Annotated in this window: 18 protein-coding genes; 5 read left to right on the top strand and 13 right to left on the bottom strand. The window is 60.3% G+C overall.

Features of this window, described 5'->3' with window-relative positions; translation table 11 throughout:
- The first annotated feature begins 122 nt into the window (after nt 1-122).
- Both WKF55_16085 and WKF55_16080 read left to right on the top strand, forming a co-directional pair.
- Nucleotides 123-2123, top strand: a complete 2001-nt coding sequence (locus tag WKF55_16085; GenBank protein ID MEJ7761102.1) for an NYN domain-containing protein — start codon at nt 123-125, stop codon at nt 2121-2123.
- A gap of 44 nt (nt 2124-2167) precedes the next feature.
- Nucleotides 2168-2791 carry a DNA-3-methyladenine glycosylase gene (locus WKF55_16080; GenBank protein MEJ7761101.1) on the top strand — a complete coding sequence of 208 codons (624 nt, stop codon included), beginning with the start codon at nt 2168-2170 and terminating at the stop codon, nt 2789-2791.
- Here the strand turns inward: WKF55_16080 and WKF55_16075 are convergent.
- The 4 genes from WKF55_16075 to WKF55_16060 form a co-directional block, all read right to left on the bottom strand.
- On the bottom strand, nt 2788-3399 hold the full coding sequence (locus WKF55_16075) for a hypothetical protein (GenBank protein MEJ7761100.1): 612 nt from the start codon (nt 3397-3399) through the stop codon (nt 2788-2790). The two genes, WKF55_16080 and WKF55_16075, sit on opposite strands and share 4 nt — an antisense overlap.
- Nucleotides 3400-3462: 63 nt before the next feature.
- Nucleotides 3463-4668 carry a glycine C-acetyltransferase gene (locus tag WKF55_16070; protein ID MEJ7761099.1) on the bottom strand — a complete coding sequence of 402 codons (1206 nt, stop codon included), beginning with the start codon at nt 4666-4668 and terminating at the stop codon, nt 3463-3465.
- 13 nt (nt 4669-4681) lie between these two features.
- The gene (tdh, locus tag WKF55_16065) at nt 4682-5707 is read right to left on the bottom strand and encodes an L-threonine 3-dehydrogenase (GenBank protein MEJ7761098.1); all 1026 of its coding nucleotides are present in this window, start codon (nt 5705-5707) and stop codon (nt 4682-4684) included.
- Nucleotides 5704-5928 (bottom strand): hypothetical protein, encoded by a 225-nt coding sequence (locus WKF55_16060; GenBank protein ID MEJ7761097.1) that lies wholly within the window; start codon nt 5926-5928, stop codon nt 5704-5706. Before WKF55_16060 ends, tdh begins: the two co-directional genes overlap by 4 nt.
- A 56-nt stretch (nt 5929-5984) precedes the next feature.
- On the opposite strand from WKF55_16060, the gene WKF55_16055 reads away from it, so the two are divergent.
- Entirely contained in the window at nt 5985-6251 is a 267-nt protein-coding gene (locus WKF55_16055) for a hypothetical protein (GenBank protein ID MEJ7761096.1), read from the top strand.
- Between the two features lie 60 nt (nt 6252-6311).
- On the opposite strand, the gene WKF55_16050 is transcribed toward WKF55_16055, so the two are convergent.
- The 4 genes from WKF55_16050 to WKF55_16035 all read right to left on the bottom strand — a co-directional run bounded on the left by WKF55_16050 (nt 6312) and on the right by WKF55_16035 (nt 9566).
- A complete protein-coding gene (locus tag WKF55_16050; protein ID MEJ7761095.1) occupies nt 6312-7295 on the bottom strand; it encodes an ATP-grasp domain-containing protein in 984 nt (327 codons plus the stop codon).
- Complete coding sequence (locus WKF55_16045) at nt 7292-8338, bottom strand: hypothetical protein (GenBank protein MEJ7761094.1); 1047 nt, start codon at nt 8336-8338, stop codon at nt 7292-7294. Before WKF55_16045 ends, WKF55_16050 begins: the two co-directional genes overlap by 4 nt.
- A 39-nt stretch (nt 8339-8377) precedes the next feature.
- A complete protein-coding gene (locus tag WKF55_16040; GenBank protein MEJ7761093.1) occupies nt 8378-8563 on the bottom strand; it encodes a hypothetical protein in 186 nt (61 codons plus the stop codon).
- A 220-nt stretch (nt 8564-8783) separates the two neighbouring features.
- Nucleotides 8784-9566 carry a hypothetical protein gene (locus WKF55_16035; GenBank protein ID MEJ7761092.1) on the bottom strand — a complete coding sequence of 261 codons (783 nt, stop codon included), beginning with the start codon at nt 9564-9566 and terminating at the stop codon, nt 8784-8786.
- A gap of 103 nt (nt 9567-9669) precedes the next feature.
- Here WKF55_16035 and mutM point away from each other — a divergent pair, with 103 nt between their 5' ends.
- Nucleotides 9670-10455 carry a bifunctional DNA-formamidopyrimidine glycosylase/DNA-(apurinic or apyrimidinic site) lyase gene (mutM, locus tag WKF55_16030; protein MEJ7761091.1) on the top strand — a complete coding sequence of 262 codons (786 nt, stop codon included), beginning with the start codon at nt 9670-9672 and terminating at the stop codon, nt 10453-10455.
- A 24-nt stretch (nt 10456-10479) separates the two neighbouring features.
- Here mutM and WKF55_16025 read toward each other — a convergent pair whose 3' ends face one another.
- Nucleotides 10480-11637, bottom strand: a complete 1158-nt coding sequence (locus tag WKF55_16025) for a class I SAM-dependent rRNA methyltransferase (GenBank protein MEJ7761090.1) — start codon at nt 11635-11637, stop codon at nt 10480-10482.
- 76 nt (nt 11638-11713) lie between these two features.
- Between WKF55_16025 and WKF55_16020 the strand changes: the two genes are divergently transcribed.
- Nucleotides 11714-12508 (top strand): HD domain-containing phosphohydrolase, encoded by a 795-nt coding sequence (locus WKF55_16020; protein MEJ7761089.1) that lies wholly within the window; start codon nt 11714-11716, stop codon nt 12506-12508.
- Here the strand turns inward: WKF55_16020 and thiE are convergent.
- The 4 genes from thiE to rho form a co-directional block, all read right to left on the bottom strand.
- On the bottom strand, nt 12432-13070 hold the full coding sequence (gene thiE / locus WKF55_16015; protein MEJ7761088.1) for a thiamine phosphate synthase: 639 nt from the start codon (nt 13068-13070) through the stop codon (nt 12432-12434). The genes WKF55_16020 and thiE overlap by 77 nt on opposite strands.
- Nucleotides 13071-13101: 31 nt before the next feature.
- The gene (gene mltG / locus WKF55_16010; protein ID MEJ7761087.1) at nt 13102-14115 is read right to left on the bottom strand and encodes an endolytic transglycosylase MltG; all 1014 of its coding nucleotides are present in this window, start codon (nt 14113-14115) and stop codon (nt 13102-13104) included.
- 1 nt (nt 14116) lies between these two features.
- A complete protein-coding gene (ruvX, locus tag WKF55_16005; GenBank protein MEJ7761086.1) occupies nt 14117-14545 on the bottom strand; it encodes a Holliday junction resolvase RuvX in 429 nt (142 codons plus the stop codon).
- The coding region (gene rho, locus WKF55_16000) for a transcription termination factor Rho (protein MEJ7761085.1) at nt 14542-15792 on the bottom strand (1251 nt) is incomplete at its 5' end. The genes ruvX and rho, both read right to left, overlap by 4 nt.

Below are 15792 nucleotides of genomic sequence, written 5' to 3'. Positions count from 1 at the left end.
CTATCCCCGTCCGGACCTGAAGACGCGTGCCCCGCGGCACGATGTCGCGGGATCACAACCGGCTCGCAGATGCCACCGCACAGAAGTGCGGCTTGCGGCCTCGTACCACCTCACAACCTTTAATGCCATTTCGTCCCTCCCGGACAGCGCAGGCCACGCCGCGTCGTCCAGTCGCCCCGATTCACCGTGGGCCGCAGGCCGTATCGCAGCAGCACATCGGCAGCCACACTGTACATCACGCTCCCAACGCCGCGCTTCTCATCGATTTCGACAACGTCACCATGGGGATTCGCTCCGATCTCCAGATGGAGTTGAAGAACCTTCTTTCGTCCGACATCATCAAAGGCAAGGTTTCGGTTCAGCGTGCATACGCCGACTGGCGGCGTTATCCGCAGTACATCGTTCCCCTTGCCGAGTCGTCGATCGACATGATCTACGCACCGGCGTATGGATCGGCGAAGAAGAACGCGACCGACATCCGCCTGGCAATCGACGCTCTGGAACTGGTATTTGTTCGTCCCGAGATCGGCACATTCATACTGCTGTCCGGCGATTCCGATTTCTCGAGCCTGGTCATCAAGCTCAAGGAATACGGCAAATACGTCATCGGTGTTGGAATTCGCGAGTCGTCCAGCGACCTGCTGGTAATGAACTGCGACGAATACTACAGCTACAACGCTCTTGCCGGCCTCGTCAAGAACAACGAAGAGGAAGTCGTCAAGCGGGATCCCTGGGAACTGGCGGCCGAAGCGGTTCAGCGCATGAAACGAAACGGCGATGTGATGCGTGCTGACCGGCTCAAGCAGGTCATGCAGCAGATGGACAGTTCGTTCGATGAAAAGGATGTAGGCAAATCCAAGTTCTCGCTGTTTGTATCAGAGGCGGCGAGAAAGGGGTTGCTGTCACTCACCAAGCTCGAGAACGGTCAGCTCGAAGTTGATCTGCCCTCTCCCGCCATTGACGAGGTGGCCGGCATCGAGGTCGCGGGCGGCGATCTGGCAAGCCTGTCTCCGGTTTCTCCGGCTGCGGTAAGCGGATTCGAAGCGCTCGACGATGCAACCCGGTCGAGACGTGGTGGCCGCGGTGGTCGCGGCCGGTCGCGTGATCGTGGTGATCGCGGGGCGTCCGATCAACGTCCGCGTGAGGCGGTCACCGCAGTGTCAACGCCACCGGCTGCGACAGGCGAAGATGCGCTGGCGGCACCTGCCGTTGCCGCCGATGATCAGCAGCCGATGGAGACAACGCCGCCGCCCGTACAGGCCGCCCGGCCAGCGCCTGCGCCACGCACGCAAAGCGCGGCGGACGATGACACGGGAGCCACAGGGATGCGTCTCACGCGCGACGAAGCGTTCGACCTTGTGCGGCGCGCCGTTGCATCTGTGACCGGTGGCGAGAGAGCGGTGCCGTCAAGCCGCGTGCGTGCGGCTGCGCGATCGCTTCTTGGCCGCAACAGTGAGAGCCTCAGCGAACGGAATTTCATCCGGATTCTACACGACGCGCACGATGGGGACCTCATCGACCTCAGGCGGCGGGGCAGCGATTATGAAGTAGCAGTTGCCGTTTCCGCACCGCCCGTCGATCTGCAGCTCGAAGCAGCGGCCACCGCGAATGCACCTGTCGTGAAGCCGAACGCTCCAGCACCAAGAGGAATGGGAGCGCGTGGTATCGGCCGCGGCCCGATAGCCGGAAAGGGAATGATGCCCGCTAATCTGTTGAACGTGGGCGTTGTTGGAGGCAATCGCGGTACCAGCGCGATGACCGCTCAGTCTTCGGCCGTTTCGCAAACCGAGCTCAACATCCCGCGTGAATCGCCGCCGGTCGCAAATGAGGTTGCTGCAGCAGACGCCAGCCGCGCCGCGGTGGAGCCGGTAGAAGCCAAGGGAGTGAAGACCACGCGGAAACGAGGCTCGACCGCAAAGAAATCACCTGCAAAAGCGAAATCAAAAACTGCCGCGCCGGCAACGCGGGCAGCATCGGCCTCCGCGTCCGCTAAGTCGTCGGGAACAACCGATGCCGGTGGCGTGCCGGCCCGTGAGCCTGCATCCACACGTAAACGGGCGGCCAGTTCAGCAAAGAAAAAGACTCCGGCCAGGGGTACCACACGGCAAGCTACAGAGTCGTGACCGCAACAACGGCCCGTGCACACAGCCCGGGCCGTTGAGCTTACATGGCCAGAATTCTGCAAAGCGGTTTTTACGATCGCGAAACCGAGGTGGTCGCGCAGGAACTACTGGGTGCGCTGCTCGTCTCTGAATCGCCCGCGGGCAGGTCGAGTGGAATGATTGTCGAAACCGAAGCTTACCTGGGCGAACATGACGAAGCGTGTCATGCCGTTGCAGGCATCACGCATCGCACCACGCCACTTTACGGGCGGCCGGGTATTGCGTACGTGTATTTCATTTACGGAATGCACTGGTGTTTCAACGCGGTCACGCGAGCGGAGGGCTTGCCGAGCGCGGTGCTTGTTCGTGCGCTGGAACCTGTCGAGGGAATCGCGCTGATGCGGCTGAGGCGGCCGCGCGCATCGCGCGATGTCGATCTCACCAACGGTCCCGGGAAGCTGTCCGCCGCCCTCGGCATCGACGGTTCGATGAATCGTTATCCGCTGCAACGCCGACCGCTGGTGATACGTGAAGGCGAACGTGTTGACGCGACATCGATTGAAACGACGCCCAGAATCGGCATTACACGGTCAGCCGACTGGCCACTTCGCTACTTCATTCGTGGCAATCCGTATGTGTCCCGATTTCCGCGGGCGCGAAACACAGCGTCCGCGCATGGCTATCGCTAGCGAACGCCCTCTCTTGACCCGCTGAAGTTGTAACGAACTCCCGCTTCAAAGAAACCGAGCGGCCGATCGTTGAGGAGAAAGCGCGAACCGCCCGGCACGACGGACGCCTGTCCGAATACCGCAAGCCGCTGGAACTGAGCCTGCACTCCGGCCATGCCAAGAAATCCGGCCTGACTGCGTCGCTCATCGGTGCGCTCGTAAACGGCGTCATCGATAGCGTCTTCATCAGCGGCGAGCAGAGGGTTCGCCTCGCTGACGCCGTTGAGGCTTACGCCGATTCCAGCATAAGGACGCACGCGTCCGAATCGCTTCGGAAATGCGAGCGCGGCGACTCCAATCCGTCGGAGATCGCGCACTTCCACGGTACGGCTGCTGTTCTCCGCACTGGGATCGAATACTGCCGACATGGCGTTCAGATTTATCTGGTCCGAAGTCGGCGCAGTTTCGCTTTTTCCGAGGGTAGGGGTGAAGGTGGATACGCCACCTTTCAATCCCCAGAACCATGAGTCGTCGAAGTAGCGGCCCTGTTGTGCATTCTGGGCCAGGCTGGCAGCAGGTGCCGATGCCGCAAGGAGAAAACCGGCCAGTAACAATCGTGTTGCTCGCATTGTACTGATGCCCCTGCCGGTGGGAACGGGCCCCCGGCTGTAGGTGCGAGGGCCGCACGATTCTCAGACTATTCCCAGTTTTCCTCCCACGCTGCGAAACGCAGCGACCGCCTGGTCGATATCGTCCCGCGAATGAGCCGCACTCAGCTGGCACCGAACACGCGCCTGACCCTGCGGCACCACTGGAAAGCCGAATCCCGTAACAAAGACGCCCTCATCCAGCAACATGTCACTCATCCGGATTGCAGTCGCAGTTTCACCAACGATGATGGGCACGATTGGCGTGTCACCGGCAAGTGGCTTGAAGCCCGATTCGATTATCTGTTCGCGAAAGTAGGCGGCGTTGTCGCGGAGCGTTGCAACCCGCTCCGGGTGGGCGCCCAGAAATTCGATCGACGCGAGCGCGCTTGCCGCAACCGTGGGTGGCAGCGCGTTGGAGAACAACTGCGGCCGGGACCGCTGCGTGAGCATGTCGCAAAGTGCCGCCTCTCCCGCCACGAATCCGCCTGCCGCACCGCCCAGCGCTTTTCCGAGTGTGGATGTAATGATGTCGACCTCGCCGACAACGCCGAAATGTTCGGCCGTGCCTCTTCCGTTCTCGCCTAAAACGCCGGTGGCATGTGAGTCATCCATGACCACGATTGCGTCGTGTGCCCGCGCGATCTCCAGAATTTCGGGGAGCCGGGCAATGCTGCCTTCCATGGAAAACACGCCGTCTGTCCAGATGATGCGGCGCTTTGCATCGCGTGCCGATTCGAGCTTGGCAACAAGGTCCGCCATATCCGAGTGCGCGTAGACCGCAGTGCTGCACTTCGTGATTGCCTTTGCGAGCCGGAGAGAATCTATGATCGATGCGTGATTGAGCGCATCGGAGACCACGAAGTCACCTTGCTCGACAATGCTGGCCGTCAGTCCCTCGTTGGCATTCCAGGCAGAGACGTATGACAGCGACGCTGCCGTGCCGACGAGGCCGGCGATCGCTGCCTCCAGCTCGCGGTGGATGGTAAACGTGCCACAGATGAACCGCACGCTGCCGGTGCCGGCTCCGTAACGTTCGAGGGCGTCGATACCGGCCTGTACAACCGAGCGTTCGTCGCAGAGCCCGAGATAATTGTTGGAGGAGAATATGAGCACATCGCCCCTCCCCTCCATCTGTACGTGCGCCGATTGCGGAGAATCGAGATAGTTGAGCCGCTTGTACACGCGGTCGGTTTTCAGTTGCTCGATACTGGCGGCGAGCGCCTCGTGAAATTTCCTGTTCAGTGCCAAAGGACGTTCCCGGTTATGCGATTTCGAAGATTACTTTGCCCGCATCGCCCGATTTGATTGCGGCGATCGCGGCGTCCGCTTCCGACATCGGGAATCGATGGGTGATAACCCGGGCGGGGTCGAATGCACCGGCTCGCAGGAAGCGAGTCATCTGATGCCACGTCTCATACATACGCCGCCCCACTACGCCATAAATGGTGATTCCCTTGAAAATCACTTCCTTCGGAAGGTCGATCTCGATGGGCTTCACCGGAATCCCCAGCATCTGAACACGGCCGCCAACACGAACAAGCGCGAACGCCTGGTGAATCGCGGATGGGACGCCCGACATCTCGAGCACTACATCCACACCGAGCTTGTCTGTTGCACCCATCACGATCGCTTCCGCTTCGGGAGGACGAACCGCGTGATGAGCACCCATTTCCGTCGCGAGCTCGAGCCGCCGGGGATTGACATCCGACGCGATGATTCGGGAGGCGCCAGCGGCGCGACAGATTCCGACCGCGAAAAGACCGATCGGTCCGCAACCGGTGATGAGTACCGTTGCTCCAGGAATGTCCGCCGTCAGCGCAGTGTGGAATGCGTTACCCATAGGATCATGAATGCCGCCGACATCGTAACTGATGTTGTCATCGAGATGCCACACATTCGTTGCCGGCATTGCGATGTATTCGGCGAAGCAGCCATCCCGGTCGACGCCGATGATTTTCGTGAAGGGGCATACATGCGCATTGCCCGTTCGACAGAGGAGGCACCGACCATCGACAATATGTCCTTCGGCCGTCACGCGGTCGCCTTCCCGCACGTCAGTGACGAGTCGCCCGACATCGACGACATCGCCGGCAAACTCGTGACCGACGACGAAGGGCGGCTTGCATCGGCTGCTTGCCCAATTGTCCCAGTCGAAGATATGCACATCGGTGCCGCACACACCGGCGCGGCGGACACGTATCAACACTTCGTCTTCGCGGATCCGTGGCTCGGGTACGTCCAGCAGTACGAACCCCGGACCCGCAGATTCCTTGACCAGAGCTTTCACGAATACACCTGGTCGATGTTGTTGCTGCCGTTAAAAGTCACAATGCTCCGGATTGTCGATGCGAGAACGAGATCACGTCGATGTGATATCGACGCGCGTGCAGGAGAAAGCTGTTGCGCGTTATTTCTGTTGCTTCTATATTCGCGCGTGGTTACGAATTCAATGCGCGTGATGTTGATGATGTCGTAACCACGCGGGCCCGTTCGGACGCTCTGCAGCACTTGCTGGTTCCACCGGGGAGCTGGTGAGAGGTTCACTCCATTACGGAGAGATAACAATGGCAGCAGCAAAGAAAGGCGGTCGGAAAAGTACGGCGAAGAAAGGCGGGGCTCGCAAGAGCGCCACGAGCAGTGGAGGCCGCAAAGGCGCAACGAAAAAATCCACTGGCAGAAAAGCGACCGCGAAGAAATCTACTGCGAAAAAATCCGGTGCAAAGAAGTCCACCGCAAAGAAATCCACTGCAAAGAAGTCGTCCGGTCGCAAGAGCGCGACCAAGAAGACCAGCGCTCGATCAGGCTCAGGCAGGAAGTCGGCCGGACGGTAACAGTCTGCCGGATTGCCGCACGAAACAACAGAAAAGCCGGCCCGCGAGCCGGTTTTTCTGTCACCTGGAGTACCGCGCGCCTGCCAGCTCCACAATTCGATTGATCAGAGTGGGATACGCGATGCCGTCCTTCGCCGCCGCACTTGCGAACTCGCTCTGCTCCTCGAGATAGCAGTTCGGATTCACCTCTATCACGTAAATCTCTTCTTTTGCCGTAACCCGCAGATCGACCCGCGCGTAGTCCCGCAGGCGCAACGCATGGAACGCATCGATCGCAACCTGCTTGATCCTCGCGGTGAGGTCTTCCGGAATATCTGAAGGAAAGATGGATTTGGTTCCGGCAAACTCTTCTCCCTTGCCGTCGCCCTCATCACCCCACTTCGCCGCCCAGCTCGCGATCTTTGGCTTGCCCTCGGGATAACCGGTAAAGTCGAGCTCGATTATCGGCAGCGCCTTGACGTCACTGTTGCCGATGACACCGACGTAAAACTCCCGGCCATCGATGAATTCTTCGGCCAGTACCGGTGACTGGTACTCGGTCTGCAGCGAGCTGATCGCGTGCAGCAGATCCTTGACATCGTTGACGATCGATTTTTGAGTGATGCCGAGCGATGCGTCCTCTTGCGGCGGCTTGATGATCAGCGGAAACGAAATGTCGCCCGCCCAGTCGACATTGCCACGGAAAACGGTCGCGAAGCGTGCAGTGAGTATGCTGTGGAACGACAGCACCTTCTTCGTCAGGGTCTTGTCACCGGCGAGTATGAGACCCGCCGGACTCGAACCGGTGTACCGAAGGCCCAGCAGATTCAGGAGCGCAGCAACATTTGACTCGAGCGCACTCTTGCCACCAAACGATTCCGCAATGTTGAAGATCATGTCCGGCCGGTCGTCATTGAGTGACGATACCAGCGGTTGAACTGTATCGTCCACGACGAGACGCCGGCACTCATGCCCACCCGACTGGAGCGCATGTTCGAGTTGCTCGAGCACAGGATCGACTGGAGGTCCAAGAGCATCCTGAGTGTGCAGCAGCGCCAGTTTCATTCGTCGTCCTCGCCTCTGGAATCGATAGAGTTTGTGTGTCTGTAGTTCATCATTACCACCGTGCCGAACGCGGTGAGCTCAATCAGGGTCGATGCTTCAAGACTGCGCACCCGAAGTTCCAGCGTACTCGTGCGGGCCCGCAGAAATTCGATGAGCTGGCGCACGGTCGATGTACCTTCGCCCGTCCAGTACGCGATCCGCCCAACAATCTCACGCCGGTGCGAGGCAATGAATTCCGTCGCCGCCTGCCCCTCGGGTGCATCGGCAGCGCTCCCGAAAATATTCCTCAGATCACCATCGAATATCGCCGAGTCGTGAATCTGCAATTGTTCTTCGTTGTCGCGATAGTGCTCCTCGAGCGTGTATCGCATCGCGTGCACCGGCAGATCGTCGTCGGCAGGCTCACTGACCGCGGGCAGGTCGTCACCAACATCCGCCAGCACCCGGTCAACGTATTCCAGCTTCCGAAGCGCAGGCCACGTCGCATACTCCCGACGCCAGTCAATACCGGGCGTCAGCCAGACTGCAAAGGTCTCTGCGAAGTCCTCATCGGGATGCTTTTGTGCATACCAGCCGAGGATGTGCCGCACAAAATCGTGCGAGAATGGATTGGCCGCGTAACGGTCGCGATATGCGCGCGAGTACCGTCCGAAAGTCTCCAGCCAATCGGGCCGTTCATGCAGCCTGTAAGCGTAGTTGAACGCGTGTCCCGCCTCATGGCGCAGATATCTCATCGATTCTTCGTTGGATTCGACGCCTTCGGCAAAATCGTCTTCGATTCGCTGCAGCCGCGAATCGGCGAGGTAGAAAGGCACGCCGATGAGAGGCGTCCCGTCAGGACATCCCCATTGGTCGCTGAGATAAACAGGCGGACGGAAGGCGAGCCCAACCGCAGCGAGCTCGGTGTACAGCTGGTTTACCATCGCCTCCACGGGAGTGTCCGCAATGGACAGCCCGAGGTCGGAGATATGGCGCGCCATCAGGGACTGGCGCTCGCCCTCCCATTCGGCAATTGAATCATCCACGCCCGAACGAAGTCGCAAGGGCCGTACCGTGCAGCATTTGCGGCCTCAGCCGCGCTGCTACGCTACCCTGAAAGCCGGCTCGCTCTGCGACTCCGGAGCCGGGCCCCAGATGTAGGCCCGGAAAATGGACCGCACCTCGTCGCCGCCGCCGCGGGAGATGACAATGCCCATCGGCTCGTCTAAGGGCGTCTTATCGTTGGTGGGCAGAACAGCTTTGACTACTTTCCGAATCTTCTTCTTCATTAGATACTCTGGCAGTGAGTGCCCTGGTGATTCCCGGGCAATCAGTCCAGAAGCACTGCCGATGCCAACCAGCGCGGAATTTGCAACTCGTTGCCGCTGAAGATCTTAGCTCCCGCAGTTTTTTGCGAAGTGAGCGAACTGTGTCAGAATGACTCGCGGGTTATGAGACAGAGTGTGTCTGTTGGAAACGGCCCAGCCGCGTCGTTTCGAAGCAACACAGCTAGGCGACAGCTTTTCGTGCCAGGAAGCTCCTCGATGCAGTCCCGTCTTCCAACACCGAGATCTGCCAACCTTCGTAGCTCTTTCGAAGCTCTGCCAGCGACAGCTCAGCCCGGCCAGCGATGAGCGTATCCACCAGATGCACGCCGCCGTCACGCGTGGCGCTCTGCAGAATCTCAATGACCTTTTGACGCTGCTCGGCAGTAAGACCGGCAAATGCAGCGGGCGTACACACGACCGCACTTAACGGTTCAGCCGGCGCCCAACCCATCAATCCGGAAAAACTGCTCTCAACCCGCCCGCCAAGCAGTGCGACCTCAGAGGCGTCGAGGGCAGCATCACGTTCAGCGTAAGCAGAATCGATGGCAGTGACAGAGCATCCATGCGCCGCGAGATACAGCGCGGCATTCGATATTCCGGCGCCCGCTACTAGCACCCTCGAATCTGCCGGCGGGTGAACCTCCCGGGCGAGCGCACAGTCAGCGCTAAGCCCCCAGTGCTCGGGACGCAGAAATTCGTCCTGCTCCTTCAGCCGTTTGACCTCGTTCTTCCGCCACGTGGCATACGACGGGATTCGCAGCCGCTTGCGGATTATCCGGTCGACTTCATCACACAGCAACAGCTCAGTCATGCCCATCTGAGCGTCGGATTGCAACACCGCAACTGCCTCGTCGCCAATCTTGAGAAGCGTGGTACGGGATATCGAGTCCTTGTAGTTCTCGACTTCGTTCTCCACGAACACATCGTACTCGTGCTTTAGCGATCGCGGTGCTGACTGGGCCATCGGTTCGAGGCAGAGGTGATAAAGATTTCCCCGGCGTTGCGGAGGAACCTAGAGCCGGCGGGACGCAATGCAAGTAGTTTCTTCGAACCCCATTTGAACTCACATGCCCGAACTACCTGAAGTCGAAGAAGCGATGCTGAGGCTGCGCGGCGCAATCGAAGGGAAGACGATCGCGAGACTGCAAACACTGCATCCGTCATTTTCTCGCCAGCTCCCCGCCGCCAGCGCGCGACGATTGCGACAGCAGGTTGTCGAGCGGGTGGAGCGACGCGGGAAGCATCAGCTCATTCATCTCGGGAACAAGTCGATCCTGCACGCTCACTTCCGGATGAACGGCGACTGGCTGATTCAGAGTGGGAACGAGCCAGTGCACAAGTTCACGCGAGCGCTCATCGAGCTGACCGATGGCACACGGATTGAGCTCAACGATTCACGCGCGCTTTCGGCCCTGACGCTGCACGCCGCGGGCACGGATCCACTGCCTGACCTGGGCCCCGAAGCGAACGACGATTCATTCGACGCAGCGCAGCTCTCGCGCGCACTCAAGAGCCGCCGTATAGCGATCAAACCGGCGCTTATGGATCAGCGCATTGTGGCCGGTATCGGTAACATCTATGCAGCCGAGGCGCTCTGGCGCGCGCGCATCAATCCGACAGCCGTCGCATCGGCAGTTTCGAAGTCACGTCTCGTAAGGCTAGTCGCGGCCATCAAAGCGGTTATCGGAGATGAGAACCGGCCGCCCGGCCGTTACACCGACACTGATGGGCGCGAGCGGTTCGAAGCTTACGATCGCGAGGGGAAGCCGTGCTCCCGATGCGGCTCCAGCATCGCCCGCATCGCCCAGGCAGGGCGATCGACGTACTATTGCGCAAAATGCCAGCGCACCTGAGCACCCGCGAAACTGCCTTCTGCCTCAGTCCGCCGCCTGCAGCAATGCACCTTTGATGTACCCTGTTTCGGGGATAGTCAGGATCTCGGGGTGGTCAATTGGCTGGCCACGCACTTCCCGCAGCGCGATGCGCCGGTGACTGTCGGCCGCCGCGGAGCCAAGCATTTCCAGGAACAGGGCTTTCGAAAGATGAAAGCTGCAACTCGCGGTATAGAGAATCCCGCCAGGTGCGAGCAGCCGCATCGCGCGCATGTTGATTTCCTTGTATCCCCGGAGTGCAGCGTCAACAGAATGGCGGCTCTTCGCGAACGCGGGGGGATCGAGAACGATCGTGTCGAATTGCATGCCCGCCACCTCCTGCCCACGCAGATACTGAAACACATCGGCCTCGACAAACTCGATATTCGTAATGTCGTTCAACCGGGCGTTGATCCTTGCCCGCTCTATTGCCTGCGCCGAAGAGTCGAGGGCCGTGACAGCATCGGCGTTCCGTGCCAGGTGGAGAGAAAATGAACCATGATAGCTGAAGCAGTCGAGGGCCCTGCCGCGGGCCACTTCGCCTGCCAGATTCCTGTTTTCGCGCTGATCGAGAAACGCTCCGGTCTTCTGGCCGGTGAACGGTGCCGCAAGATACCGGAGCGAGTATTCGCTGACTTCGATCTCGTGTGGAACCTCTCCACGCAGCACCACGGTTTCCCGCTGTAACCCTTCCTTCGCACGAAGACTCACGTCGTTACGAGCAAGGACTCCGTCGGCTTTCGTCACGTTCACTACGGCCTCAACGATTGCGTCGCGACACGTTTCGAGCCCCGCGCTCATGAGCTGAATCACGGCCCATCGATCGTATCGGTCCACTACGAGCGATGGCAGTCCGTCGGCCTCTCCATGCACTATCCGATAGCCGTTTGTCACGCTCTCCAGTCCGATCCGCCGGCCCGCGGATTGTGCGATCATCGCGTGCCACCAGCCGCCGTCGATGGTCGCGTCGGGATCGCGGTCCAGAAGCCGCAGCGAGATTTCCGATTCAGCACTCCACAACGCCCAGCCAAGATGGCGATTGCGATTGTCAGTGACGCGTACGACGCCGGCCCCGATTGCGGGCCGGGTTGTGACGTCACTCCGGTATATCCACGGGTGGCCGACATCCCAGCGCCGCGCTCCCCTCGCCGTGACCGCTGCCACTTGACCATTATCCAACTCTAACGCTCCTTTCGCTCGTCGCGCTCAGCAATGCATGCTTCTTGCCTCAACCATACGTATGCTGAATCTCATGGCTCCGCTGATGGCCTCGCTTGCCGGGTTACTCTACCTGCGGGAACGCCGCACCCGCATGAGTCTCGCACGGCTCGGCGCAGCGGCACTCGAGTCTCTGCTTGACGCAATAGATGCGAATGACACCGAAACGGGCGCCCACGTGCGACGGGTAGCCGATTACTCACTGATTCTCGGCGAGGCGGCGGGTCTGGACGCTCGGACCCTGCACAGCATCGAGCGCGTTGCACTCTTTCACGACATCGGAAAAATTCACGGTGCGCTAACCGACTTGCTGAACGAGACCAAGCACCTGAACCCCGCCGAGCACAGAGCGATCAAGACTCATCCAAGACGCGGCGCAGAGGTGCTGGAACCGCTGGCCAGATTTTATCCAGATTTGACGGCGGGCGTCCTGTCTCATCACGAGCGATGGGATGGGAGCGGATACCCTCGCAAGCTCCGGGGCGGACGCATTCCGATGGCGGCCAGAGTCGTGGCCATCGCGGACACGTTCGATGCGGTCACGCATGCCCGGGCATACAGTCATGCGCGGTCACTGGAAGCCGCGAAATTGGTGATCGTCGAGGGGAGGGGCACACAGTTCGATCCAGATCTCGCCGATCTGTTTCTGAGCCCGCTGGTAATAGAATCGATCGCCAAATCGATGCGATCGCTGCACATGCCGCGTCGCAAGCAGGTCACGCGCCGGAAAGCGCCCAGGACTAATGTGGCGCGCGCGCCGGATGTGAGGTTTCGGTGGCGGATCGCAAGGCCCTCGCGCCTGCAGCCGGGTCGCTGACACCGAAGATCGCAGCGATGGAGGCTATCCCGCACGCTCCGGCATCCATTGCAAGGCGCGCATTCGCCGCCGAGATACCGCCGATGGCGACTGCGGGCAATCCAATCCGGGCTGCCAGCCGGGCGAATTCCGCAGTGCCGACAGGATCTCCAGCATCGCCTTTCGAGACCGTGGCGAACACCGGTCCGATTCCAACATAGTCAGCACCGCTCGCACCGGCGATTTCATCGTCCGAGCCGACTGAAACCCCGATGATGAATTGTTGCGGAACTATCGTGCGGATCGTAACCGCCGGAACATCGTCCGCGCCCAGGTGGACGCCCGATGCACCCGCTGCGATGGCGATATCCGCGCGGTCGTTCACAATCAGGGGGACCGGAAGGACCCGCACCATCTCGCGCGCGATTTCAATCAGGTCTCTCGGCTGAACATCCTTCAGACGGAGCTGAACGCACGTTGCACCGCCCCTGATGGCGGCCAGTGCGCGCGCTGTCAGCCCCGCTTGTCCATCCCGGATGTTGTTGGTGATTGCCACCACGCGCAGAATGTCCGGGTCGATCACCGGCGCTGACGCCCCGCGCAGGTAACTGTCATCAGCGCTTCGAGCGAGCTGCCTTCACCGCAGCTTCATGCTCGGCGAATGTAGTCCTGAACTCATGGTGGCCATCGGGGTGCGCAACGAAATACAGATAAGGTGCGACCGCTGGAAAAAGCGCCGCGGTAAGACTGGGCCCGCCGGGAGACGCGATGGGCCCCGGAGGGAGGCCCGGATATTTGTAAGTGTTGTACGGTGAATCGATCTCGAGATCGCGGTACAGAACCCGGGCCGTGTGTTTCCCCAGGGCGTACTGAACCGTCGGGTCGGCCTGAAGAAGCATTCGCTCACGCAGGCGGTTGAGGTAGACGGCTGAAATGACCGGCCGCTCCTCGGGCTTCCGGGCCTCTTTCTCGATGATCGATGCAAGCGTGACGATATCGTGCCTGTTGAGCGCAATCTGTGGCAGGCGCGCGGTCCACTCGGGCTTCCACTCCCGCTCGAATCGCTTCACCATTTCATCGATTGCCTGCCGCGCCGTGGTGCCCTCCGGGAAGGCGTAGGTATCCGGAAAGATGTAACCTTCGAGCGTTGGCGTCGGAACGTCGAGCCGGGAGAGCAATGCGGTGTCGCGAACTGCTGCAGTAACGGAATCGCCAGGCACTTTCAATCGCTGGGCGAGCAACGGCACGATCTGCAACAGCGAAAAGCCTTCCGGAATCGTGACTGTGTTGACGAGTCCAAGGCCTCCGTTGAGCGCGTTCAGGATTTCGTCCCACGGCGTTCCGCGCTTGAGCAGATATGTACCTGGCTTGATGTTGCGGTCGTCGCTTTTCGCCCGCGCGTAAAGGCGAAACAACAGCGGGGCATTGATAAGCCCGGCCTTGTTCAGCGAGTCTGTGGCCGCGGCGAAGCTTGCCCCCCGCGGAACGATGACGCGAAGCGCGGGGCCCTGTGGCGCCCCTCCACAGGCAGCGATAGAAGTCGCCAGCAGCAGAGTGGCAACGTCACGAATGCGCAGCCTGGTGCAATGCGACCGCAGACCGCGCATCACGGCACTGGCACCTGGCATTTCAATCACTCGTATTCAGTACATGCTGCAGCATCAGCGCCGCGGCCATCGAGTCTACGTCGCCCTTTCGCCCGCGGGTCGATCCACCCATCTCCCTGATCGCTCGCAGTGACGCCGCGGTTGTGTATCGCTCATCGACGAATCGAACACTCAGCCCGGTTCGTTTTTCCAGTTCGGCGCCGACCCTGCGCACCTCCCGGGTCCAGTCGGTTTCGTCGCCATTGCCATCGAGTGGCAGGCCCATCACGATGCCTTTCGCTTCCAGGGAGTCGGCACGGCGGGCGAGTTCAGCGATTGGAGCACGCTTGCCCGCACGGCGCTGGATGAACCCCGCGGGTGAGGCGATCATTCCGAGAGGATCGGAAATCGCCAGGCCAATCCGTTTTTCCCCGTAATCGACTGACATGAACCGGGCCAGAGCGATGTTCACACACCACCCTGCGCCATCTGCTGAAAGAACTCAGCGTTGTTTCTCGACTTCTTCATCTGCCGCAGCAAAAATTCGACTGCTTCCGCCTCCGGCATGTCGGCCAGAAAGTTTCTTAGCAGGAACACCCGGTTGATTTCGGCCTGCGTCAGGAGCAACTCCTCTTTCCGCGTGCCTGACTTGAGTATGTCGACGGCCGGAAATACGCGGCGGTCGGCAATCTTGCGGTCGAGCACGAGCTCCATGTTACCTGTTCCCTTGAACTCCTCGAAGATCACGTCATCCATGCGTGACCCCGTCTCGGTAAGTGCCGTTGCAATTATCGTGAGCGACCCGCCACCGTCGATCTTGCGCGCGCTGCCAAAGAATCTCTTTGGCTTGTGCAGTCCCGCCGCATCCACGCCTCCGGAAAGAATTTTTCCGGACTGTGGCGCAACGGCATTGTGAGCGCGGGCGAAGCGCGTGAGCGAGTCCAGCAGAATCACGACGTCTTTCCCACTCTCCACGAGGCGCTTTGCCTTTTCCAGTACCATGTCCGCCACCTGGACGTGACGCGACGGCCCTTCGTCGAACGTGGAGCTGATCACTTCGGTGCGGATGGTACTGGCGATCATCTCGGTCACTTCCTCGGGCCGCTCGTCGATGAGCAGCATGATGATCGTGACTTCCGGGTGATTCTCGGAAACGGAATTGGCGATCTTCTGGAGCAGTATTGTTTTCCCGGCCCGCGGCGGTGACACGATGATACCGCGCTGACCTTTGCCGATCGGTGCGAAAATGTCGACGACACGCATCGAGAGGTCGCCATCTTTCGACTCGAGCCGCAGTCGCGTATCGGGATACCGGGGACGCAGGTTGTCGAAGGGGACGCGGTTCTTGGCCGCCTCAGGATCGCGGAGGTTGACGGTTTCGACTTTTAGAAGTGCGAGATAGCGTTCCCAGGGCTTCGGGGGCCGCACCTGTCCGCGCACCAGGTCGCCGGTGACCAGTGCAAACCTTTTTATCTGCGACGGCGAAACATAGATGTCGTCCGGCCCGGCGAGATAGCTGTAGTCCTGACTTCGCAGGAATCCGTAGCCCTCAGGCAGAATCTCCAGCACGCCTTCGCCGTGCAGCGCGACATCGGAGTCGAGCAGATTCTGTTCGATCCGAAAGATCAGCTCCGGCTTCGTGACTACTGAAGTGTCCCTGATTTTCAGACCGTCCGCCATGTCCTGCAATTCGGCGACCGACTTCCGCTTCAGTTCTGC

The organism is Gemmatimonadaceae bacterium, assembly GCA_037721215.1.
Taxonomy (GTDB): Bacteria; Gemmatimonadota; Gemmatimonadetes; order Gemmatimonadales; family Gemmatimonadaceae; genus UBA4720.
Note: the sequence above shows the minus strand (reverse complement) of the source record. Positions and strands in the feature narration are given on the sequence as shown.